The following is a 24,819-nucleotide window of genomic DNA, read 5'->3' as shown; positions in this document are numbered from 1 at the left end:
TCGTACGCAGAGTGGCATTTGCTGTTTTGCTGTGCCTTATTTATTCGCATTAATGACTTCATTCACTTCCTGAGTGATCTGGTCGCCACCAAGCTTTTTCCAATTTGCAACAAAATTATCGAACTCGTCAATAGACAGGTTGCCGTAGATGATTTTCAGAAACGTCTCAGCGCGCAGTTTATCCAGGGTTGCCTGTTTGGTGTTCATGGTTCTCGTAGGGGCGTAGATAAATTCATTCATGACAATGAGATCGTTATCCCGATAATATTTAATGACGCCCTGCGAGCTTTCCGGTCCAAAAATACGTTCCATATGCCACTTATCCAGATTTCCATTGCGGTAATCCATAATATCATCGTAGAACAGCTTCGCTTCAAGTTCTAATCCGGAAGTATCTCCCGTTTTGAGCGCCTGCTCAACTTCATCCTGTGCCTTCACGTTTTTGTTGGCAGGCAGATTGGATACGGTCGCATTATGAAAACCAAGTCCGGTCAAACCGTTCAAATACGCAGCACGCTCTTCCTTGGCCGACTCACCAAACATTTTCTCTGCCTGGAAATTCAGCAGTTTGATCAATGCTTCTGGGTGCTCATAACCTTTACGTACGGCAAATATGCCACCCAAGCTTAGGTGATTCTGCGTTTTGGCAGGCTGATCGTCGATCGATTGAACCGGATAAGGCAGCCAATCCACGTTCTTATCCTTCTTGATCATGCTGCTAACCTGAAATGGTGCCCATTGTGGCAGGAAGAACATGCCTGATTTGCCTGCATTCACATCTTCCATCATCTTCGTAAAATCCTTAACGCCAAACTCAGGGTCGAGTACACCCTTCGAATACAGATTTTGCAATTCGCGTAATCCTTCCTTCACCTCAGGCTGAATGGTACCATTCACAACCTGGCCCGAAGTATCCTTGATCCAGGTTTCAAGATAACCATGATAACCGAGCAGGAACGCATTAATTGGCAAATCCTTGTTGAGTGCAATACCATACGTATCATCTTTGCCATTTCCGTCCGGATCTTCAAAGGTAAAAGCTTCCGCAATCTTGATAACATCCTGCATTGATTTTGGTGCTTCAAGTCCGACCTTTTTCAACCAATCCTGGCGAATCCAGATCATATCCGAGGAATCCAGCGAGCCTGGGAAACTGACCATCGCGTATATCTTGCCATCCTTGGTTACAGGCTTCAAACCTGCCCCATCCTCAGCGGACATAAATTCCTTAACGAGGTCAGATGCATACTTATCATAGACTTCAGTCAGATCTTCCAGCATTCCCGCATCATGCAGCTGTTCAAATTGCACAGCACTCACTTTCAATACATCTGGCAGATCGCCGCTAGCCAGGGTGACATTCATTTTGTCGTTATAATTGGCATCGGGGACAATCCAGTCGTAGGTGACATCAATACCCAGATCGTCCTTATATCCTCTGGTCCAAATGTTATTGGCATGCGTATCACCTTCGGCGAGCGATTCTTTCCCTGTTTCATTCATGGTCGATGTTAGTTTAATAGGTGGATCATATTTCGTAAGCGGACCTCCGGCATCCTGCTGTGTGTTCGGTTGGGCTTCATTCTCAGCACTACCCGTACCCGATGAACAGGCTGCAATCGTGGTTGCCAGAACCATGGTTAACGTTAACAGTGAGAATTTCTTTAATGACATGTTCATGCGAATCCCCCTTTTTATTCCCCCCGTGAGGTATAAGTTTATTGTATAAAGAAAGCGCTATCAGTTCGAGTGTACCCCGTTGACATCTGGTATCTTTGATTTACCATTTCAGACTCTTTCTAACTTTTTTGATCCCGATATTCCTGCGGCGTGCAGCCAGTGGCCTTTTTGAAGAAACGATAAAAATAATGCTGATCACTAAATCCGACCTTGGCGGATATTTCATGCATTTTGCAGGTGGATCCGAGAAGTAATTCCTTGCTGCGCTCGATGCGCCGGTCATGAATATAGTCGGATATGCCTTTGCCAGTAATACGTTTGTACCAACGGGATAGATATGACGGATTGAGGGAAACTTCCTGTGCAATTCGAGTTAGCGATAGGTCATCCTCCAGATGGTGCTTGATATAATGGTGAATGGTGATGAGAATCTGCGACTGATCATGGATGCGTGTAACACTTCTTTTGGAGATGATCCATTCATATGCCGATTGATAGAAAACTACCAGATCAGACCAAGGCGTATGGATGTCAAAATGAAGCATACGAGACAACGCAATTTCCTCCATCGCTGATTCGTACAAGCCCAGTTCATGAAGAAGCTCAATCAGTCCATTACCTGCGCCTGAATAGATCTTCATTCGAAAGAATGGGTCCTGAAGACCTTCTTTTGAAGCTTCTGTCCACTTGTGAAACGACTCCATCCACTCCCTGTCTCCTGCTGTAACGCGCTGCCTGATCTGATCCAGATGAAGAGTCGCAACACTCTGCTGATTCAAAATATTGGGGGTGTATGGCGAATCATGCTGCACATTGACCCGAAGAAGCTTCTCCATCCCAAGTCCAGGGCCCTCATGGATCGACAGGCGCAACTGCGCAATGGCCTGACTTAGCTCCATCCACTCCACCGCCTGTTCGCTCACCATAATGGAGACGGACAGATTCAGACAATCCGCACAGGATTGCTGCACAGACTCCAGCGTTCCATAGACGAAACGCAGCGTCTGTTCCCACTTCTCCTGCCGTCCAGTATGGAGGCTCGATAGCTCTACCTTGGGTTGAACAAAGCAAGCGATCACCTGATAATCCAGATCAATAGCTTTGACCTTGGCCTTATCCTGAAGCAGCTCCTCCGCAACGTTGGCAACAGCATAGCGAATTAAACTCCGGTCCGCCTGGGATTGATAGTTGTTCCACTCCTCAACCCGTATGATGACCGGGATTAACGGCTCATTGGACATGAAAGGTAACTGGACCGCATCCAATTCTTCCTGAAGCGAGGCGATATCATGTCTTTCTGTTCGTTTTAGGAGATCCAGCAGCAATTGTCTTTGTAGCTGCGGCAGCGCTCTGGGCAGCTTGCTGCGAAACCAGGCATGCTGGTAACGGAAATCATTTTCCTCCGAGATTTGTGTTAACGCTCGCTCTACCGCAGCGCGGATATGACTCATGCCCTCTGTCTTTAACAGGTAATCCACAACACAAGGGTTACGTATCGCTTGATGTGCATAATCAAATTCGTTATGACCTGTCAGCAAAAGGACTTTACACCGTGGCCATCGATCCATAATTTTCTCGATCAGCTCCATGCCATCCATACCAGGCATACAGATGTCGCTGAGTACGATATCAATTTTAACGGAATTCAACCACTCCATTGCTTCAAAGGCAGAGTACGCCTTAATGATCTCCATATCCTGAAAATCCGCTTTTTGAAAGAAAGCATACAGTCCATCCAAAATAACCGGTTCATCATCTACAATTAACATCCGCTGCATACGATTACTCCCGTCTCCATGGAATATTTAAAATCATGCATAAACCGCCCAACTCACTTCGTTGCGCACAAAGGCCAAAGCCCGTCCCGAACTTGATCCGCAAACGTTGATTCACATTCATCAGTCCAGTAATCTCTTCATTTCCATGTCTCTGATTCGCAGATTCCTGAAAGGATTCTTGCAGGCTGCTCAAGACTTCATCTGTTAATTGATCGCCATCATCCTCTATCCGAATGGACAATTTGTGGTGTTCGACTTGATAGGATAATTTCAGAATCCCTCCCTGACTGCGTTTGGCAAGGGCATGTTCGAAGACGTTCTCGACGATTGGCTGAATGATGACTCTGGGAATGGCGATGTCCCGATACTCCCTACTTAGTTCCTCCAGTTGCAGTTGGACTCTTGAGCCAAATCGGATTTTCTGAATGGAAGCATAGACCAAGGCATGGTCCACCTCTTCACCGAGCGATACCTCGGAATGAGAATCCCTGGACATATACCTGAAATATTGACCCAAATAGTCGGTGAATTCCTGAATCAATTCAACATTCTCGACCTCGGCCATTTGCTTGATGCTGAACAGACTGTTATATAGAAAGTGAGGCTGAATCTGGGACTGCAAATGTTTGAGTTCTGCCTCGCTGGTTCGAATCCGGGCAACATAATTTTCATCAATCAAAATATGTAAGCGCTCTATCATGTGGTTGAAACGAGAGTATAAATAACCGAATTCATCGCGTCTGGATTGCGGAATATGAATATTTGTCTGGCCCTGCTCCGCCATTCTGAACCCGCGAATGAGCACAGATAACGGCTTGTGAATTGACCTGTAAATCGAAAAAGAGAAGATCATAATGATAACAATTGAAATAAGCGTCAACGTCCACAGCCATAGGTTGTATTGTTCAAGCGGAGCTTGGAGCACATCATTAGGGATACTGGCCGTCAGCGTGAACGAGTGATCGGGATCATACAGTGAATAATACAGATATGGATCAGATTGAAATCTCGTCACTTGCATGGATACCGATGATTCCGGTAATACCTGTTGTAATTGTGCTGGCGATGCAGGTTCATCAGAAGAAGAAATGGCCACATTATGCTGCTCTCCGAAGCTCAGTGTAATATCACTGCCCCCTGTTTCCGCGAGCTGCTGCAAGCTGTGTTTCAGTTCTTCCGCAGACAAGCGTATGCCTAATATAAAATTGGGCGGTTCCTCATGATTCATGTTATACGGATTGCTTTTGAGAAAATAAAGATTGTTATCCGAATAAGACAACTCACCATTCAGGTTCCCCATTGTTGCCAGCAGATCCTTCCATTCTGTATCCTCCACATTGCGAATTCCGTCCACCGCGCTGACCCGTTTATGCAGAGCCGGAACGTAATATACAACATCGCTGATATAGGGACTTGTCACCATGATCTGGCCCAGCTTGTTGTGGATATTATTGAGACTGGAAGTCACCTCATATCTGCTCATAATCGCAGCTCGTGTACTTAGGGTGGACATCGTTTCATCGAATGAGAATTCAGTAACAAGTCCACTCATTCGCTCCAGTTCGAATTGCAGATGATTGTGGTAAAAATAAAGCTTTGATTCATGCGCCTTCTCCACTTCCGACTGCATTTGCTTGGAGCTGGTATGCGTGATCATAATGCTGATTCCATATAGGGGCAGAATGACGAGCACAAAAGCAATCATCAGTTTGACGACGATGGATGCATTTTTCCAGGTGCCCACCGCAAATCTCATTTCCCTTCACTCCTCTCCTCAACGGCAAAAAGGAGCCGGAAATCGGCTCCTCCCATTGGTTTTCCTCCATCGATCTTATCCCTTTACACTACCGACAACAAGTCCATGAACGAAATACCTTTGCAGGAACGGATACACGAGCAGAATGGGTATTACGGACAAAAAGATTTGGGATGCCTGGGTCGTTCTATCCGACACCTGACTTAATAGCGTTGCATCTTCCAGGGTCATCATTTCACTCTGTATCATTGTCACTTGCTGAAGCATCGATTGCAGATACGTGGCTAGCGGATAACCTTCCGGACTTTTCATATAGATCATGCCATCAAACCAGGCGTTCCAGTGTCCCACCATGGCAAACAGTGTAATGGTTGCGATACTGGGCAATGAAATGGGAAGATAAATGCTCCATAGTGTTCGGAAATGGCCTGCGCCATCCATCCAAGCCGCCTCTTCCAACTCCTTTGGCAAACCCCGGAAGAAATTCAGCATAAGCAATACATTAAAGATAGGAACCGCTCCCGGTAATATCAGGGCCCAGATCGAATCCAAAAGACCTACTTCCTTAACAACCAGATAACCCGGGATTAATCCTCCGCTGAACAGCATGGTAAAGACAAAAATCCAAGCATAGAACGTTCTGGAACGGAACTTTGCTGCCTCTTTGGAGAGCGGATAGGCTACAAGAATCGTGAAAATCAGGTTGGTCGCAACTCCGAGTACCACACGGAGAAGACTTGTACCGAATGAATTTAGAAACTGCTGATTTTCGAGGATGTATTTATACGAGGAAAAGGTGAAGTCCACCGGCCAGAATGTCACACTCCCCGCCTTGACTGCATCACTCGAACTAAACGAAATCGCCAGAATATTCACAATAGGAAACAGGCATATCAAGGCAAGAAGGGTCAGGATGACATAATTCAATCCCAGAAACCAACGATAGGCTCTCGAAGCGTGATGCATGTTCTTGCCTCCTTTCTAGAAAATCCGATAATTGGCTAATCGGTAGGCGAGGAAATAACCAAGCCCGATAAAGATAAACGAAACGACTGACTTAATGAGGCCCAATGCGGTTGATACCGAATACTGCGCATCCTGCAGACCGATCCGATAGATCATCGTATCCAGAATGTCTCCGGATTCATAGACGAGCGGATTGTAAAGGTTGAACACTTGGTCAAAACCACCGTTAAGCACGTTACCCAGACTCAGTGTAACCATCAGAATCACGATTGGACGAATGCCAGGCAACGTAATATGCCAGGTCTGCTTCCATCTTCCTGCTCCATCCATAACAGATGCTTCATATAGGGATTTATCAATGTTTGTCAGTGCGGCCAAATATATAATCGTGCCAAATCCGAATTCTTTCCATTGGTCCGTAATGACGAGTATGTAAGGAAACCATTCGTTACTGGCCAGAAATTGAACAGGTTCAACGCCTATCGCCTTAAGCAGCATATTTACAATTCCTGTGCTAGGGGACAATACGTCTACAATGATACCGGCCAAAATGACCCAGGAAAAGAAATGCGGCATATAGATGACCGTCTGAATCGTTCGTTTAAACCCTGTTTTGCGTACCTCGTTTAGCAGCAGGGCCACAAGTACCGGAATGACCAAACCGGACACAATTTTCATTGCGGAGATAAATACGGTATTCCATACGACCTGTCCGAACCCAGGCAGATCGAACAGATACCTGAAATTGTCCAGGCCAACCCAGTTCATATTTTTGAATCCGGCAATGGGAGAGAAATTCTGAAAGGCAATGGAGAGTCCCGCCATCGGAATGTAACCGAATACAATAATGATGATCAGTCCAGGCAATATCATGAGATGAAGCGGAACGTTTCGTATAAATTGTTTGTAGTTGGAACGCATGAGCTGTCTCCTCCTTCAAATTCATTATAGAATCCGTCAGGATTCGGCAATAGTGTAGGCTATTTACTTTAGGTATCTTTTGTTGACCCTCTTCGTGGAACGCCAAAAAACCGCGAGTATCGCGGTTCTAAGACTAAAGCAGGTTATTATTGAGATATTAACTATATAATTTGAACTAGACATTTACACGATAACGGAGAGGTCAGAAGGAATCTGGAGAAGCGAAGCGTTCGCCTTTATCACCGGATTTCCCCCTTTAAATAAGGAATTCAAAAAATCTGGGGATAACAGCGATCGGAAGATGGTTCTGACCACGTAGTGACTTCGTATGAAAATTATTGGTTCAACTTATATAATTATTTCTGAACATCCATAACCAGTACATTGACCGAATAGGCAGGAAGTTGCAAAACAACCGAATCCTCCTGCAGATGTATCATTTGTTCTTGTGGAACAATTTTCTCATCATTCTTCTGGTTCACATTAGGAACATGTAGCAATTCTTCATCTCCGCTAAGTGTTATCAATTTCGCAACAGAGGTAACGTTCAGATTCTGAAGGCGAATTTGGGTTGCTTTGTCCACCCCATCTGCGTTCACCAGCTTCACATACACATGCTGCTCATCTCTCGTAACGGAGTGGAATACGTCCCGGTTGTACGCATCAAGCTTGTAATCCAGAATTCTGCTGGTAGTGTAACCATCGGTATAAGAGCAGATCAGATTCTTCCCTGTGTCACCACCATAATTCACCGTAATCGTATAATTCGTCTCGTTCTCCAGCGGTTCATAGTTGGCTGCCCGGAGATTTCCCGCCGCTGAACTGGAAGAATAATCACCCAGTGTATAGCCTTCTACACCTTGTTTATATACTTTGACTCCTGTTGCATTGCCACCATATCCGATTGCGTATTCGATGACATCCTTGTTATCAGAAGATATATCCGTCAATCCAACACCGATGGTGAAGCCATCCTCACCCGCTATGCGCTGAGCCTCGACTTCTACTTTATAATTCGACCATTCATCGTTCAGTACATATAACCCATTCAAGCCGCTTGCCTGGGCTTTCAAAATCAGTCCTTTTCCCGTCTCCAGCGTGTATCCCGACGATCCCGGAATCCAATTCCACGCCTCATTCAAAGCTGTCTGCTCCCTGAAATCTTCTGTAAACAGCACGCTGCCATCCTGATTCGATGTAACCGTAATCCGTTTCACCACAATGTCGGCATTGCCTGTCGCAATCTCAATTCCGCCATGTGGAATGAGTTCCATCGGTTGCCCCTTGCTGTATGTTGAAAATGAAGTGCCCAGCACCTGCTCACCCACATACTTGGCAAAAAGCTGCTGCACATAGTAATTCGGTGTGTACCACACCGTTTCATCATCAAACCAGATACAATCCGGCGTCCAGCGATAGGTGCCATCCGTCAGTACTTTGTTGAACAGCGGCGCATAGGCAGCCAGACGAACAACATCCGCATTATTTTCAAATCCGGTCATGACCGCAGCTTCTGCGATCGCACCTGCCAGTGTATTTTTGTCCGTGGATGCATATTCTCCCACAAATACCTTGGATGTCTCTGTCCAATCCATACTGCCGTCTTCATGATAAGCCCGCTCATAATAGTTGTACCGATCCACGTTGTTCAGCAAATAGTCATTGGAGCGATAGTAGTGCTCATCCGCAATGGTATCCATATAGTTGTCCTGGTTCTCATACCAAGTGACCGTCTCTTCGATCACCTCTTTGCCATCTGCAAAAGCCACCTGAGCTGATCCGGTCAGATTACCGCTCAAGAATTTCCATCCCTGCTGGTACGCATCATCGTCTGCCTGGGCGCCGACTGTCGAAATGATATGAAGCTCATGATCAGGATAATTACGTTTCATATAGTCATCAATTGACGTCTTGAATACTTCAAAGTTGGCAAAAAATTCGGTTCCCCAGTTCTCATTGCCTACGCCAAGATAACGCAGATCGAATGGTTCAGGATGTCCCATGCTGCTTCGGATGGCAGCCCATTCGTTATGTTCAATATCCGTGCTGAGCGCGAAATCGATCAGGTCTGTAAAGTTTCGAATATAATAATCCCTCAAAGCGCCACCCGCCGGGTGTGCGTAATCCGAACGAGCCTGGCACAGAACGCCACAGGCCATAACCGGAACCGGAGCAGCATTCAAATCTTCTGCCAGTTGGAAATACTCCATATACCCGAGACCCATCGTCATCATGTAACCCCAGACGTTATAGTTCTCTTTGCGGAGCTCCACCGTTCCCACCGAATCCTTCCAGTCATACACATTGTCCCAAATAAACGAACCTTCGGAAATACATCCCCCCGGAAAACGCAGAAACTTCGGATGCAGATCGACAAGGGCCTGAACCAGATCTTTTCTGAGTCGATAGTTCGGATTACCCGTGTAGTTGGCATGTGCTGACGCGGATACTCCCTGCTCTTTCGGATCGGCTCCCCATACATCTTGCGGAGTCAACGACACCATGTCGATGGAAATGTCTCCTTCAAAGGTAAGTGCCAATTGCCCTAGCGCGGTCTCCATTCCGGTCAGGGTCACGTTCGAATGGGTGATATGGGGAGAACCGGGGTGAGTCAACACATGACTGCCACTTGCATGACTGCTGAATTCGGCATTGGCCACAAGGACACGGGTATCGGAATAGGCGATCCCGTACTTCTTCCATGTGTTACCTCCCTCAACTTGCAGCATAACTGAATCACTGATTGCATCACCGTTCCCGTCCTGCAACTGAATCGTAATCGTCCCTGCGGATACTGCCTTGGCCCAGACGGTAAAATCATATGCCTCGCCTTTCTTGATGGACATAGCACAATTTTGATTGGAATCCGAGAACCCGCGATTCCGAATGGTCGCCCCCGTCTGAACTGTTACATAATAAGCGTTCACTTCCGGGTCTCCCACGTTAAGATGAGTGTTGATTCCATCGGTATGCTGCACGATCATTTTCTCGATATCCCCGGACCAGGAAAATAAAGGATCACGGTTCCGACCTGTCGAACAACCACATTCGCCAGAGTCATGCGAGTACGTATCGAATGCAAAGGATTCGAACGAACGGTTCTGAACTAACTCCGCATAGATTCCCCCATCTGCTGCATTGTTGATATCCTCGTAGAACAGGCCGTACATCACTTCACTAATATCCGTCACCTGCTGGTCCCCATGGATTGTAACGGTATAAGGCGGCAGGTGTTCTGGCACAACGGACACATCAAAACTTTTGTTCAGCATACTTCCACCTTTGGACAAAAGCGCATTCAAATGAATCTTCTGTGCTGAGCTCAGGGGTTGAACCTCACCATTCGCTGACAGGACTTCTGGCTGACTTGAGTTCCATTGAACGTTTACCTTGCCCCCCAGCAAATCTACAGGCAATGACACGTCTTTGGTAATAATCCGAGCTGGAGCAGACAAATATTTATCTCCTGCCAGCTTCACAATCTCTTCATCCGTCAGGGACTCGCACATGACTTCGATCACTTCATCCATGGACAGAGCGGCCTGATAAATCCGAAAATCGGACAGTGAACCTGCAAAATCCACATCTGCTGCGTACTGAGAGCGTCCAATATAATTGCGGCTATAATTCGTAGGATCCACGAACGAATCAAACCATCTGCGCAGCTTGGCATAATTGCCACTGGACGTCTGACTGATAGAGCCATCCGCTACTTTCTCTCCATTCACATATACAATGGGACCCGCGCTGCTGCGTGTGCCGCCTTGACTGCCTGCCACCGACAATGCAATATGCATCCACTCCCCACTGGCAAATCCGCGTCCCGGGTCTACAACCAGATCATCGCCTGCAAATAACGTGCCACGCATCTGACGAGTCAGAAATAAATAGGGGCCCTTTTCTCCTTTGCCGAAGTCGAAAATCCGCTCCCACACGTTCGATCCCTTGCCCAAATGGACCCATGCTGTAACAGTCACTCCAGTGTTGTCGCTTACATTTTGCAACAAATTCGAAGGCAGTTCCAAATAGGATGTTCCGTTCGATCCTCCAGTAAAAGTCACCGCCCATCTGCCATTCACTTCGGAAATATCGGGTATTTTCTCTCCTGCAGCGGCTCCAACGTGCCCGTTCCCTGAACTATCCTTGCCAATGTTGGCTGCATCTTCAAACTTATAGTGTGCGATTAGTTGATTATGATATGTAGTCATGTTCATTCCTCCTATGTAGCGTAAATTATCATAGATGAGCTTTCTTTAATTCGTATAAATATAAATTGATTGATAAATATATAAACACATGATCTAATCGTATAGTATCTTATTCCGAGTAAAGATTTCAATCCCAAAATTACAAAAAATCCGTTGCAGCATAGGAATTCTTTAGAATACAACGATCTTTTACTTATATCCTTTTCAATCATTAAGACACCCTTACCATTATATTTATGGTTTACAAATATATAAATTGATTGATAATATAACAAATGAAAGCGCTTGATAATTTATGGAAACCAAAAGGAGGGCTGTTCGTCCAAATAACGTTTGCGGCAATGAATAGGGTTATTTTCATTTCAGGTATTGGGAAAGGGGAAACGTATGAAACGTTATTGGGTAAGCATACTTAACATTTCTTTACTGAGCTCTGCATTACTTACGACAACAGCTTTGGCTCCCGTCTCCGTATTCGCGGATAGCCCGGGGGCAATCAGTTCCAACCCGCAAGTTTCCACATCCATTGAGAATGCGGTTCCAGCATTCAGGAATGTTTCCGTTCATGACCCTTCCGTTATTAAGGTGGGTGATACCTTTTATATTTTTGGTTCACATCTTCAAGTAGCAAAGTCCAAAGATTTGATGAATTGGGATTCGGTCGCCTCCGGAGTTACGGATGACAACCCTGTTGTGCCCAATGTAACCAAGGAATTCGCTGAAGCCCTGCAATGGGCGCAGACCGATACATTATGGGCAGCGGACGTCATCCAGTTGGCGGATGGCAAATTTTATATGTACTACAATGCATGCAAAGGGGACTCTCCCCGCTCTGCGTTAGGCGTTGCTGTGGCAGACAACATTGAGGGGCCTTATAAGGATCAGGGTATTCTGCTCAAATCGGGCATGTGGGATGAGATTAGTGAGGATGGCACTATATACGATGCAACCATACATCCGAATGTGGTCGACCCTGATGTATTTTTCGATAAAAACGGCAAGCTCTGGATGGTATACGGTTCCTATTCCGGGGGTATTTTCATTATGGAGATGGACGAAACGACGGGAAAACCTCTCCCTAATCAGGGTTATGGCAATAAACTGACCGGAGGCAATCACAGCCGAATTGAAGCACCTTATATGCTCTATAGTCCCGAAACCGACTATTATTATCTGTATCTGTCCTATGGCGGATTGGGTGCTGACGGGGGATATAACATTCGCGTAGCCCGTTCCAAAACACCGGATGGTCCTTTCCTCGATGCTGAAGGAAACGATATGATCAACGTCAAGGCGGACAAGGACAAACCCTTGTTTGATGACCTCTCGATCGAGCCTTTTGGCGTCAAATTACTAGGAAACTTCCTGTTTCAAAGACAGATCGGTGACCCCGGCACAGGTCAAGGTATCGGCTATGTATCACCAGGACATAACTCCGCTTATTATGATGCTGAAACGGGAAAACAATTTCTGATCTTCCATTCCCGCTTTCCAGGGCACGGAGAAGAGCATGAAGTCCGCGTACATGAGATGCATATGAACTCGGAAGGATGGCCTGTCGTTTCTCCCTATCGCTATGGGGGCTCTGAAGAAGATACTGCCCCATTGACAACCCAGGATATTGCTGGTCAGTACAAATGGGTGAATCACGGGAAGGAAATCACGGCCGAGATCAAATCTTCACAGACCGTTCAGTTTACAGCAGATGGGCAGATTAGTGGTGCGGTGACGGGAACATGGAGTCTTGGTTCAGACAATCAGGTGCAAATCACATCGAATAACGTTGTGTATAAAGGTTTCTTCACGCATGAATGGGAGCCAGACTCCCAAAAGACGGTTCTGACCTTTAGCGCTCTCTCCTCCTCTGGCGTGGCAATCTGGGGAAGTCAGATGGCTGCACTGAAGGATCAGGATATTGTCAATGCGGTAAAAAATGATCTGAGCATCGGCGACACAGGGAACGTATTCTTCAACCTGTCCCTCCCGACCAAGGGAACACGTGATGCAGAGATTACGTGGAAATCTTCCAACGCCTCTGCGCTGTCCGCTACCGGAGTAGTGAATCGCCCTCGCACTGGTAAGGGAGATGCCAAGGTGGCATTAACCGCAACGATCCGCAAAGGTAGTGCGGTAAGCTCCAAAACGTTTAACGTTATCATTCCACAGCAGGCGGTTAGCCCTTTGCTTGGAGAATATACTTTTGATCAAAAGAAACTTGCAAAAATCGCACAGGATTTCAGCAAAAATGAATATCATGGACAAGCTTTTAATGTGACGACTTCTGCTATTAGCAGCAAAAATCAAGCTGCTGCTTTTAACGGAACCGACAGCTACATCCAGCTACCCGGAATCATTACCGATACGACGGATTTCACCTTTAGTGCATGGGTCAACTGGAGTGGCGGCGGAACCTGGCAGCGAATTTTCGACTTTGGAAATGGCCTGACCAGACATATGTTCCTTACTCCCGCCCAGCATACTGGATCTCTGCAATTCACCATTCATGATCAGGGACGGGATCAGAGTCTGATTGCTGCTGAACCGCTGCCCTCCAATCAATGGGTGCATGTCGCTGTTACCCTTCAGGGAGATACCGGCACTCTGTATGTGAATGGAAAAGCCGTAGCAAGCAGCACCGAAATCACGTTTAACCCGAAGGATCTGCAAGTGACGGAAGCTTATTTGGGCAAAAGCCGTTATACAGCCGATCCCTTCTATAAAGGCTCGATGGATAACGTAAAAGTATATGATAAAGCGTTAACCTCCACAGAAATACAGCGTCAGGCAAAAGAAAAGCCATAATCAAGAACCTTGCCTTGGGATTTGATTCGTTAACGGAACGCCAATAAAGTAGCCGATTTTAATAGGCTACTTTATTGGTATCTCCATTTTTTTAATTGAGTTATTGATATTATAATGTTAAACGACTTAAAAATTATTTGGTTAATTGAAACCCGGAAAATTCATAAGCTCACTGCGTTGGATAATCAAGACTACGAAAGCCAAAACACCAATCAGAACAATAGGGAACGTTTCTTTCATTGAATCTTTTGCTCGCAAATGTGTCAATGTTCCCCCAACTCCTGTAACGCCGAGCAACAATGCACCAGCAGCAGTCCAGCTTGGTTCCCAATAGCCCACGATCAGTGCTGCAGCTCCCACAATTTCCACGAGTCCTGTAACTACACGGAACCATTGGGGAAGTCCCCATTTTTGAAACCCTTCAACATGCATTTTCGATCCTGTAATTTTTCCAAACCCTGCCATCAAAAAGATAAGCACAAGCAGCGATTGTAAAACGATAGATAGAATATTCACTTTCATCACTCCCTGATAATTTTATGCAACTTTTATAAGCACATTTAAAAAACGAAAAGTCTTATTTGATGTATCCCACTCTCCTTACCCATCTGAAAATCTAATATGTGCTTTTTACAGGCACAATTAACGGATATAAAAAGCAGTTATATGCAACTGCCATGAGCACATTATAAATGCTTTATATTCGTTTGACTAGTACTTTCTCAAAAAAATAATTTATGAACAAAAATCAACCCGTCCCATCACATCTCTAATCGTGTAGTTACGCAAGTATTCAATGGTTCGTAATTCAGCTTCGTATAGAATCTTCTCCAATTCCAAATCAAGCTGTTCCCCCGTTTCACCACCACAGTCCACATCGAATTCAAGTTCTCCTGCAGCTGCATTAACAGCGGAGTAGATATCGCCCAGTGTAATCTCATCAGCGGATTTCAACAGGCTGTACCCTCCTTCACGTCCACCTTTGGATTCCACAAATCCTGCATTCGACAGCGCCTGCATCACTCTGCGCATGAACGTAGCATGTGAATTCACCTGGCTTGCAATCATTGCGCTCGACAGAACACTCCCGCTTTTTGCCAACCAGACAATGGAATGTACTGCTATTTTGAAACGTGGTGGTCCAATATTCACACCACGATTGGCTGTGCTCATAGATGTCACTCCTTAATTGCAACTTTATAAAGCACATTGTACTGCTTAACATCCATGAGTTCAAGCGGGAGCAGGATCGATATCGATCCTGCTCCCTCAGACGTCTGCACATTCATCTGCCCTGCTACTTTTTGCAGCGCATCATTTCCATCAACCGCTTCAATCGTAAGAAAGCCCTCTTGTTTCAGGATCGTACTTACAAGTTCGCGGATATAAACATCATCATCGACAATCAGAATTCGATTCATTACCGGCCCCCCTTTCTCTCATTCAGGAAGATTGTACGACACGAATTTAAACAAAATATAAATAGCGTAGAATCTATTCGTATGACAGAATATCTCATTTTGAATAATGGATGACCATGCTTAATTTATTCGCAGAGGCACCCGAATTTTTATAGCCATGGGGCTTGTCCGCGCGAAAACGGATCGATTCTCCTTTTTTTACCGTATGTCCCTCCGCCCCAACCCGAATCGTAACTTCCCCTTCAAAAACCGTAATAAATTCCTCTGCCCCTTCTATATGTGGTTCAGCACTCAAAGAAGACTCTTCATCCATCTCCATCATGTACATTTCAAAACGGCGCCCCTCTTCGAAGGGAAAATGCGGATAAATCCGAATCTTTCCCTCATCCTCCATCAATGCTTGAATATCACTGCCCGTTACAACTGTAGTGTCCGACTTTGGCTCGTGGATCAAGGCGGTAAAAGAAATTTTCAGGCCGTTCGCAATCTTCCAGACTGTCGCAATTGTAGGGTTGGATTCACCCCGTTCAATCTGACCAAGCATCGTCTTGCTGATTCCAGACATCTCGGCAACCTTGTCCAGACTAAGCTTTCTTTGTTCCCTGAGCTGCTTCAAATTCTGTGCCAGAACAACATTAATGTTTTTCAATATTCAGTCACCTCTGGTTTAAAAGATTATATTGTGCTATATAGCGTACATATTGTACAATTATAAAGAACGTACGTTATGGCGCACGTTTCAATCAAATATAACATACATGAAGAATCAAATGTGGAGGACTTATGAATATCATTCCGTTACTGACTTACGCAATTGTGGCTTCATTCACACCAGGTCCCAACAACATCATCGCCATGACTCACGCAAGAAACGAGGGATTCAAAAAAATTCTTCCGTTTATTGCCGGCGTAGCAGCTGGCTGCCTGCTAATTATGTTTCTGTCCAGTTATTTCAACCTTATTCTGCATCAATATATCCCGAGGATCAAACCCGCCTTGAACGTATTGGGATGTGTATACATGATCTATTTGGCGATCAAAATCATGCGAAGCAAACCTGCGAATACCAAAGATCCCAAGGTCAATCGTTTTACGTTTCTCTTTGGCTTCACCCTGCAATTCATCAACCCCAAAGTCATTCTGTATGGTCTTACGGCCATCTCGGTATTTGTTATGCCTCTTGGAGAGTCTCATGTTCATATGATCGTATTTTCGTTACTTCTAACTATCATTGGCATCAGTGCCAATATGACTTGGGGGTTATGCGGTATGTTATTTCAGAGCTTTTTATTGAAATATGAACGTCCCTTTAATATTCTAATGGGTGTTTTGCTTATCTATAGCGCACTATCAATTTTAAAATAAATGCAAGAGAAAAAGCGTCCTCTCATCTAATGAGCTGGACGCTTTTATGTTTATTTCAAATTACCTCAGTTTGATCTCCACCACGGTTGGCTCGGGTAAGCTCCCGTATGCAGCACAACCTTCTCACCGATTTTGGGCGTTGCAATAGTGACATTCAGGGCATGTGCAGCCTTGGTGATCCGTTCAACCGGCTCGTTCCAGGCATGATAGGCCAACGTAAAAGCGGCCCAATGAATCGGAATGAGCAGCCCTCCCCTTACATCCAAGTGTGCCTGTACCGTTTCTTCTGGCATCATATGAATGTTGGACCAGCGCTCATCATATTGTCCGCATTCCATCAAGGTCAGGTCAAAGGGTCCGTACTTACTGCCGATTTCCTTGAAATGAGGACCGTATCCGCTGTCCCCACTAAAGAAAACCTTCGTTTCTTGTCCAGCAATGACCCACGAACACCATAGTGTAGAATTACGGTCCAACAACCCTCTGCCCGAGAAATGCCGCGCTGGCGTGCAGGCTAATGTCAAACCTTTGAAAGAAAGCTCATCCCACCAGTTATGTTCGGTAATCTGTTCCGAGGGCACACCCAGTTGAATCAGTCGCCTGCGCACGCCAAGTGGGACGATAAACCGCTTTGTTTTATTCTTTAATCTGCGGATGGAGGAATAGTCCAGATGATCATAATGGTCATGCGATATAATGATCGCATCCAAGGCTGGAAAATCCTCGGGTTGAATCGGCAGGTTAGTACTGTATCGTTTCGTACCCGCCCAGGATACAGGAGATGGACGGTTGCCCAACATTGGATCAAAGAGCAATCTGTGTCCTTCGATCTCAAGCAAAAAGGCCGAATGACCGAACCATGTCACCTGCGGATTATCGGATACATTTAACGATTCCGCTGGTTCATATTTCTCCATGGGAATGTTGCCCGCAGGTCTCCGCTCTATACTTCTCCGCATGGAATCTTTTAACATGCTCACAAGGGAGCTAAAGCTCATACCTGCGGATGTAGGAATCTGATTTTCGTATTTTGTCATTATTCATACCTTCTGTTCTCTATAATCAATAATTCAAGCAATAATTCAATCTTGAGTAAAACAGGAGCAATATTAGCCTTTATATTAAATCATTGTTCGTTTATAATCAATTCGCCTTCGGTTATCTGCATTTGAACTTCAATCAACCCTAATGAATGGAGGACCTGATATCATGATAAAACTTATTCAGGACGTTGTTGAGGACATGAACAAGCAGCTAGAACGTATTGAAACCAGCTTGAGCAGGTTGAACGAGGAACAGATTTGGAAGAGACTCCAGCCTGGCATGAACAGTGTGGGGAATTATTGTCTGCATTTGGCGGGCAATGAATATCAGAACCTGGTGACAGGTATAGGGAACCAGCCTTTAATCCGGGAACGCTCCGCTGAATTCAACATCAATGACGGTCTGAGCCGGGAGGAATTGTTAGCCAAGCTCCGCCATGTGCGAACAGAATCAACCGCGATATTATCGAGCCTGGAAGAGGAGGATTTGTTCAGGGAAGTGACCATTCCCTATGAGCTGACAGATTGGAATCGTATGAACCGCAGTGAGGATGAAGCCAAAGATGCGCATGAGCATAAAATCGTACGTTCTCTGTTGATAAAGGTTGCTACGCATTATGGCTACCATACAGGCCAGATCGTACTGCTGTCTAAGATTTTACAGCCTAGTGACGAACATCTCACAGGACTATATCACTAATTTATTCGAGTAACCCAAAACAAAAGAGGTTTTCTATAAAGGGCTGTATGACGTAAAGTGTTATAACAGCTCCCTACAAACTTAGAATAAGAAAAAGATAGTGCCCTTCTCTTCAAGGATACTATCTTTTTCTTTTTTTCATATTATTTAGTACAAAGTCTACTTCCTTATATAAAGTTCCATCTGTACATCCTGCATCTAGCTTCTGTTCATTCTACTACTTCAAATGGAAACCAGACTACCCAACGCCATTTTCAAACTATTCGAAGCGGAATCAACATCGTTCTGGTTTGCTTCCAGATCCGTATCAACCGCATCTGCAGTCGTGACAGCAGCATGTAACTGCGCATAGCTCTCTCCGGTGTAATCCTCCTCATTCACTGCATTTGCCCGTTCCATCAGCAGTGTAAGGAGCGTTCTATCCACATTCTTCTCATAGAACTCCAGCTCACCGATATTGGCGAAGCCGTTTGGCGTATAATAGCGCAAATAACGATAAGCATTTCTGCTGCTCAAATTCTGCTTATACCACTTGATCTCGCTTACACCACCTACGGTATAAAGCGTATCAAAGCTCACGCCATCATTGGAGCCCTGTATCAGGGCTCCATTCATACGGGCGGCATTGCCGGTGCGTGGAATAAACCTGATACTGCCAACTACCTTGGTGTGGTCTACTCCCAGGTCGACTCGGGTCCAGCCTGCTGCTGTTTTGGTGTCTGGCGATGTGGCAGGATCCCCGTCAAATGCGCGATATCCGTTCGTCATCGCATCAACCTTTCCATCCCAGGAAATGGAGGATGCAAGCACCATCGCAGTGTCTACATGAATAGGAGGGAATAAGTCAGCGACAGAGATTAGCATGGTCTTGGCTGCAATTAACTCTTTAAGCAATGCCATCTTGTTTGCATCCGGTTCGGTTAATGAAGCTTTGATGCGGTTAACCTCCTGCATATACAGGTAGTAGCTTCCCTGGGTGTAGCCTTCAGGCGCAACCACTTTTGAATCCACAACTTCCGCATCGTAGTCTACATCACCATAAAACTCAACTTCAGCAACGTTACCACTCCATGCCGAGTTGTTGTACAGTTTCAAATAGCGATAATATCCATCATTCAGAAGCTGATCCTGTCGAATATCGGACCACGTTCCTTCTTGTGAACCTTTTAGAGGCTGTGTTAGATCCGTCCAGTTTGAATTATCGTTGGAGCCCTGAATGACAAGCCCGTTCATTCTTGAGCTGTTGGAAGCTCTTGGCATCAGCACAATTTCATCCAGCCTCACAGACAGACCTTCACCGAAGTCCACCGTGTAGAAGGAACCAGATGATGTATTCAGATCCCCATAGGTGGATGTATCACCATCGAATAGCAGATAACCCACCTCATCCTGGGATAACCCGTTACCTGGCCATTGTTTATCCGAAGCCTTTACTTTCGCCATCATCGACACATCAATATATCTGCCGCCATCTACAAGGAATAGCTTCGAATCGTCAGTGGTTAGCACTGTCCGCTCCCCTGTTGTTCCGTCACTCTGTTCGTAATCCACCGTAAACTTGACCGTACCTGTAGGTACATCATCTCCCATAGTAGCCAACGCCGTCCAAAGGATCTGATCCTGAGTCGTAACGGTTGCTGCAATGCCCTGAATGGTCGCCGTTACATTCTGGATTGCTTCCTTGGCCTGAATCTTCAACTGTACAGTGTCCCCAGTTGCAATCTTGCCACTTACACTTTGATCCGAAAAGATGGAGACGGACTCCAGCTTATTGCCTGTCTCATGACGTTCACCATAGATGCGGAACTCGGTCATTTCGAACAAATTCCTTACGATGCCATACAATACATCCGGCTGTGGATGAAGCAGCTGAACCTTGATGAACCGGAACGAATCGTCCTGGTATTCGGAAGCAACATCCAGGGTCTGAAAGCTCTGGGTAAATGCTGTTAACCCCGGGGTCAATCGTACCCAGTTCTCCCCATCATTGGAGCCAAAAACGGCTGACTTCGCGAGACGATCGGCAAAAATATTACTTTGGAATCCAAAGGACGTAGCCGATACTTTGAAATCTGGCCCAAAATCAATCATATGGTATAGGTTTGGCGCACGTGTATACGAAACCCCCGTCTGATTGTCCCCGTCCACCATATTGGCAATATCTGTCCCAAAGGTCGATGACGCAACGATGTTGTGGTAATCAATGCCGCCGCCCTGTTCCAGCAACGGAGTGACCAGCTTCATCGCTTCCGCTGCTTGGGCTAGCTCCTGCAGCTGCCCATAGAATACTTCATCTGAAGCTGTGTCAAGCTGGTCCAGGATATCCTCATACACTGCATGAAATGAGTTGAGTGTCGCTGCTACATAGATTCGATCCTCATCATAAGTAGCTATGGCCTGCTCCACAGCGGAAGCCCGATTCGCAGAGACTACTATCTTTACATCTCTTGTCGTGATTGTTGTACCGTCTGAAGCGGCTACATGGAAGGAATGAGTTCCAGTCTGTGACACTCCCGGCTGCCAGAGCATCTCACCCGTGGCTTCATTCAATGCTGCTCCTTGAGGCAGATTCGGGCTGGAATAGGTCACCACATCCAATCCCCCAGCATCCGTTGCTTCAAAATCAACACGAATCGGCGAGCCAGGATAGGCGAATATGGAGAGACCAGAATTTCCTGTTTTGAATACTGGCGGTGTCAGCTGTTCACTTGCTTTGATATGAATGTGGTCCATATCTACTGTCGTATCCGAGCCTGTGACCTTCATATACAGAATATCGTTCAGGCTCTGGAAGCTGTCCAGCGTGTATGTTACATATCGCCACTTTCCATGCGTATCCGGCAAAGTCAAGGTATCATTGATTCCCGGAGTAAGCTCCAAGCGGGCAGGCCCAGTGGTACGAATGCGGAAACCAATGATTTTCTCACTGCTGGAACCGTTAAGAAATGCTATACGACTTCCCACTTGCGTCGCCTGAAACCGCACAAACGATGTATCTCCTTCCTTTATGGTGGTTGTGTTGCCGCCAAGCTTCGTATAACGATCTTCAATGTCGATCAGTGAGCCACTTGTCTGTTCACGAGGCAGATATTCTGCACCTTCAGACGCTGCCTCCTCTGGCATATACAGCCAGAAGTCTCCGCCTCCATCCACGTTGTCCCAGTTTTTGTTCAAGGTACCACCATAATAAAAGTTGGAAGGTAACCGCTTCGTAAATGCTTCATAATAATGAGGAGCCTTTTCAGCAATATTAATGCCTCTGACATATGTGTAGTAATAATACATATCCCAGAAATTTGCCGTATTCATTCTACCTTTGTAGGCATTGGATATATGATTATACGTATCCCGAATCGTTCCATCTGGCGAAATGGCATAGGCCACTGGTGTCCAAGGCGTATCATAACCAAGCATGAATTGCCAGAAGAAGTCTGCGGCCGCCAATATGCGATCATCCAGGAACTCATACGGTCCGAGCGCATTTGCCGCTGTTGAAACGGTACCATCCACGGGATCGACCTTTGTTCCCTGAGCGAGCAGCATACGTGATAGGATGGCAGCGTTAGTGAGATCTCCACCACCATGCGCCTGATCCCTACCCATCTCCACATGCTGAATTACCGGCTCAACCAGTGGCTCTCCAGTCAGATCATCAGTATCCATTAGGCGGAACAGCTGCTTGAGCGACCCATTAAAGCCTTGGTCTTGCGCAGTGCTGTTGACGGTGAACCACTCAACTGCTTCGTCATATCTGCTCTGATTGTTGGTAAAAATATACCCTGCCATCGCACCCAGCAAAGGATAGTTATGCTGATTCATGAAGCGATTGTTGTCATGCTGGAAGGTCTCGATAACCGGATTAATCAGGTTGGTTGTAAAATTCGTTGTATCCTGCGCTGTCCATCCCAGTTCTTCCGTCTGATAACTTGTATATCTTAGAATCTCAGCTGCCGTCACCATACGATTCAGCGGAATCCCGGTATGAATGTGCGCATCATTAAAGTAAACATATTTGCTAGGGTCCATCTGCGACCATATTTGAATGATACGCATCGCATTGGATCTATACGTCTCATCTCCTGAAATATAGTACATTAACGCTTGTGTATACGCTTTCAATCCATCGCTTATAAAACGGGAGTTGAACCCTTGGCTGTTGAAGGCATCGCTTGCCGGTTTTGTTGGGTCCGTTTGACTCGCATTGCTGGATGTCACTGTCTTGGAAGCCGCTGCCGAGCTAGTCATCGCCACATAGTAGGAGTACCATGGTTCCTGCTGCAACAGCACCTGCTCTCTCATGTTCTCAAGGACTTCCTTGGTTAGTCCAACTCCGGGATGCGTGAAGCCACCTGTAATCGTTTCATTGATCTGAACTTCATATCCTGACACAGTAACATCGTTTGAATCCGCAGCAGCTGCGATGGAATGGGTACCAACCGGTAAAAGTGTTACCAACAGACTGATTGCAGCAAGTAAAGCAATCACCCGTCTCCATCTTTTTCCCTCATGAAATCCGCTATTCATTCCCATATCAAACCTCCTCATTTTCATGGAATTCGATGTTCTTCCCTTGAAGCCCGCTTGTGCCAGACCTTGAAATTACACATCCCCCCCTTTCCTGTTTACTCGTCGTATTTTCCTATTGAACACCCCTAGTGGAATGAGATGCCACGTACATACTCGTTCATTTCAATCGCTGGATGATCCGGGCTGTGCACACGTTGACCTGCAATCGTCAGATTATTAAACGTCACTCCTTCGATGCTGCGCTCTTCGTCATAACCATAGATCCGGGAAGGATATAACGTCCCTCCTGCGTACTCGATATCCTCAAATACAATGTGTTCAATCCGCCGACCAGGAGCAGGATTGTAATCCTTGTTCCTAATCACACGCAGATCGAACAGCTGACCTTGCTCAAAGGTTTCCACTCTGATTCGAGAATAGACAACGTTCCGCACGGTATTATGATCACCCGCGTTAATGGCCATGGCTCCCCAATAGTTGGGTTGTGGCTCGTGATGTTCCAATATGTCGATATCTTCGTACCGGATATCCTCAATCACATCCCCGTTTGCCTCGTGGTCCCCGTGCGTGCCAATCATAAGTGGATGTGCAACATCAGCCCACAGCACAGCATGTCTAACTCGGATACGACGCGAGTCACCACGGTAACCCCATCGGCTACCATAGATCGCGATACAATCATCCGAGTTGCGCATGAAAACATGTTGGATCTCAATATCCGAGCTGGACATGATATCAATACCATCCGACCAGCCCCGTGTACTGAATGACTTAATATTTTTGACGGACACGTACTGTGAGCTGCCGATGTACACACTGTAATGCGGCACGTCGATGATCATAATGCCTTCAATGACAATCCGGCTCGCATGGATCAACCGAATTCCGCGGAAAGCAGAGAATCGATGAAAGTCCGCCAGATAGACCATGCCTCGCCCCCGGATTGTAACGTTCTGAACCCGATCACAGACGAATGAACCGGCGACAGCAGCACCGCCATCAATATAGACCGTCTTGCCCGATGGAATGCGTAGGATGGTCTCTTCAATGTAATGCATGCCTGGTGCAAAATAGAGTACTTCAGCCTCTGTCTCCAGCCATTCCGTACGATGGATGCCTGGCTGTATGACGTGAACACGTGGATCCTGCATACTTGGAGCATCCGTCTCCGGCACGTTCCCGAACAGATGCAGATTGCGAAACCGTTCGCCGTTCACCTCGATAGACAACTTAAGAGGTTCTTTCAGTTCAAATGAGATTACATTGCCCTGAATCTGTGATTGGATTTTATAAGATAAGGGTCGAATATCAACGGTCTGAACCTCCGTGTACTTGCATTCAATTTCCAATTCAACTGGAACACCCATATCAAAATAAGCCATACTGGCCTGCCGCACATGGTGCATATCAACCTTTACTCCGTATACATTTACATCAGACCATGGTCCGTCACTGCCAGCCTCACGAATACGAATAATGTAATCTTGAGATTGGGGAATTTCCTGAATCAGGGGATAACAGATGATGGGCTTCACAAGCGTTCCTCCAGCTATAATATAGGTGTAGACCCCGGAGTTTCGTGGGGTCTACAGGCACATTGGTACTTATATAATTAATTCGTTCAAATGTATCCACAATTCTACTAATCCGAG

General features: G+C 46.0%; 15 protein-coding genes and 1 pseudogene. 3 read left to right on the top strand and 13 right to left on the bottom strand.

Annotation, left to right across the window (positions count from 1 at the left end; translation table 11 throughout):
• Nucleotides 1-36: 36 nt before the first annotated feature.
• The 6 genes from ACDJ58_RS12395 to ACDJ58_RS12370 form a co-directional block, all read right to left on the bottom strand.
• Nucleotides 37-1,680 (bottom strand): extracellular solute-binding protein, encoded by a 1,644-nt coding sequence (locus tag ACDJ58_RS12395; RefSeq protein ID WP_413378283.1) that lies wholly within the window; start codon nucleotides 1,678-1,680, stop codon nucleotides 37-39.
• Between the two features lie 119 nt (nucleotides 1,681-1,799).
• A complete protein-coding gene (locus ACDJ58_RS12390; protein ID WP_413378281.1) occupies nucleotides 1,800-3,458 on the bottom strand; it encodes a response regulator transcription factor in 1,659 nt (552 codons plus the stop codon).
• Between the two features lie 4 nt (nucleotides 3,459-3,462).
• Nucleotides 3,463-5,214 carry a sensor histidine kinase gene (locus ACDJ58_RS12385; protein ID WP_413378279.1) on the bottom strand — a complete coding sequence of 584 codons (1,752 nt, stop codon included), beginning with the start codon at nucleotides 5,212-5,214 and terminating at the stop codon, nucleotides 3,463-3,465.
• A gap of 75 nt (nucleotides 5,215-5,289) precedes the next feature.
• Entirely contained in the window at nucleotides 5,290-6,180 is an 891-nt protein-coding gene (locus ACDJ58_RS12380) for a carbohydrate ABC transporter permease (protein WP_413378277.1), read from the bottom strand.
• A 15-nt stretch (nucleotides 6,181-6,195) separates the two neighbouring features.
• Entirely contained in the window at nucleotides 6,196-7,101 is a 906-nt protein-coding gene (locus tag ACDJ58_RS12375; RefSeq protein ID WP_110001093.1) for an ABC transporter permease, read from the bottom strand.
• Nucleotides 7,102-7,457: 356 nt separating this feature from the next.
• A complete protein-coding gene (locus ACDJ58_RS12370; protein WP_413378274.1) occupies nucleotides 7,458-11,309 on the bottom strand; it encodes an alpha-L-arabinofuranosidase C-terminal domain-containing protein in 3,852 nt (1,283 codons plus the stop codon).
• A gap of 387 nt (nucleotides 11,310-11,696) precedes the next feature.
• On the opposite strand from ACDJ58_RS12370, the gene ACDJ58_RS12365 reads away from it, so the two are divergent.
• Nucleotides 11,697-14,111 (top strand): family 43 glycosylhydrolase, encoded by a 2,415-nt coding sequence (locus tag ACDJ58_RS12365; protein ID WP_413378272.1) that lies wholly within the window; start codon nucleotides 11,697-11,699, stop codon nucleotides 14,109-14,111.
• 141 nt (nucleotides 14,112-14,252) lie between these two features.
• Here ACDJ58_RS12365 and ACDJ58_RS12360 read toward each other — a convergent pair whose 3' ends face one another.
• The 4 genes and pseudogenes from ACDJ58_RS12360 to ACDJ58_RS12345 all read right to left on the bottom strand — a co-directional run bounded on the left by ACDJ58_RS12360 (nucleotide 14,253) and on the right by ACDJ58_RS12345 (nucleotide 16,181).
• Complete coding sequence (locus tag ACDJ58_RS12360; protein WP_413378270.1) at nucleotides 14,253-14,633, bottom strand: DoxX family protein; 381 nt, start codon at nucleotides 14,631-14,633, stop codon at nucleotides 14,253-14,255.
• Between the two features lie 213 nt (nucleotides 14,634-14,846).
• Nucleotides 14,847-15,284 carry an RrF2 family transcriptional regulator gene (locus ACDJ58_RS12355; protein WP_413378268.1) on the bottom strand — a complete coding sequence of 146 codons (438 nt, stop codon included), beginning with the start codon at nucleotides 15,282-15,284 and terminating at the stop codon, nucleotides 14,847-14,849.
• A gap of 125 nt (nucleotides 15,285-15,409) precedes the next feature.
• Nucleotides 15,410-15,532: pseudogene (locus ACDJ58_RS12350) on the bottom strand (DNA-binding response regulator); the annotation flags it as partial.
• 94 nt (nucleotides 15,533-15,626) lie between these two features.
• Nucleotides 15,627-16,181: a helix-turn-helix domain-containing protein gene (locus ACDJ58_RS12345; protein ID WP_413378266.1), complete on the bottom strand. Its 555-nt coding sequence runs from the start codon at nucleotides 16,179-16,181 to the stop codon at nucleotides 15,627-15,629.
• Nucleotides 16,182-16,315: 134 nt separating this feature from the next.
• Here ACDJ58_RS12345 and ACDJ58_RS12340 point away from each other — a divergent pair, with 134 nt between their 5' ends.
• Nucleotides 16,316-16,897, top strand: coding sequence for a LysE family transporter (locus tag ACDJ58_RS12340; RefSeq protein ID WP_413378264.1), 582 nt, complete (start codon nucleotides 16,316-16,318; stop codon nucleotides 16,895-16,897).
• 65 nt (nucleotides 16,898-16,962) lie between these two features.
• On the opposite strand, the gene ACDJ58_RS12335 is transcribed toward ACDJ58_RS12340, so the two are convergent.
• On the bottom strand, nucleotides 16,963-17,934 hold the full coding sequence (locus tag ACDJ58_RS12335; protein WP_413378262.1) for an MBL fold metallo-hydrolase: 972 nt from the start codon (nucleotides 17,932-17,934) through the stop codon (nucleotides 16,963-16,965).
• A gap of 172 nt (nucleotides 17,935-18,106) precedes the next feature.
• Between ACDJ58_RS12335 and ACDJ58_RS12330 the strand changes: the two genes are divergently transcribed.
• Nucleotides 18,107-18,640 carry a DUF1572 family protein gene (locus ACDJ58_RS12330; protein WP_413378260.1) on the top strand — a complete coding sequence of 178 codons (534 nt, stop codon included), beginning with the start codon at nucleotides 18,107-18,109 and terminating at the stop codon, nucleotides 18,638-18,640.
• A gap of 222 nt (nucleotides 18,641-18,862) precedes the next feature.
• On the opposite strand, the gene ACDJ58_RS12325 is transcribed toward ACDJ58_RS12330, so the two are convergent.
• Together ACDJ58_RS12325 and ACDJ58_RS12320 are read right to left on the bottom strand one after the other, a co-directional pair.
• Entirely contained in the window at nucleotides 18,863-23,170 is a 4,308-nt protein-coding gene (locus tag ACDJ58_RS12325; protein WP_413378258.1) for a discoidin domain-containing protein, read from the bottom strand.
• A 122-nt stretch (nucleotides 23,171-23,292) separates the two neighbouring features.
• Complete coding sequence (locus tag ACDJ58_RS12320) at nucleotides 23,293-24,702, bottom strand: glycosyl hydrolase family 28 protein (RefSeq protein WP_413378256.1); 1,410 nt, start codon at nucleotides 24,700-24,702, stop codon at nucleotides 23,293-23,295.
• Between the last annotated feature and the right edge of the window lie 117 nt (nucleotides 24,703-24,819).

Source organism: Paenibacillus taichungensis (genome assembly GCF_047302525.1).
GTDB classification, from domain to species: Bacteria; Bacillota; Bacilli; order Paenibacillales; family Paenibacillaceae; genus Paenibacillus; species Paenibacillus taichungensis_B.
Note: the sequence above shows the minus strand (reverse complement) of the source record. Positions and strands in the feature narration are given on the sequence as shown.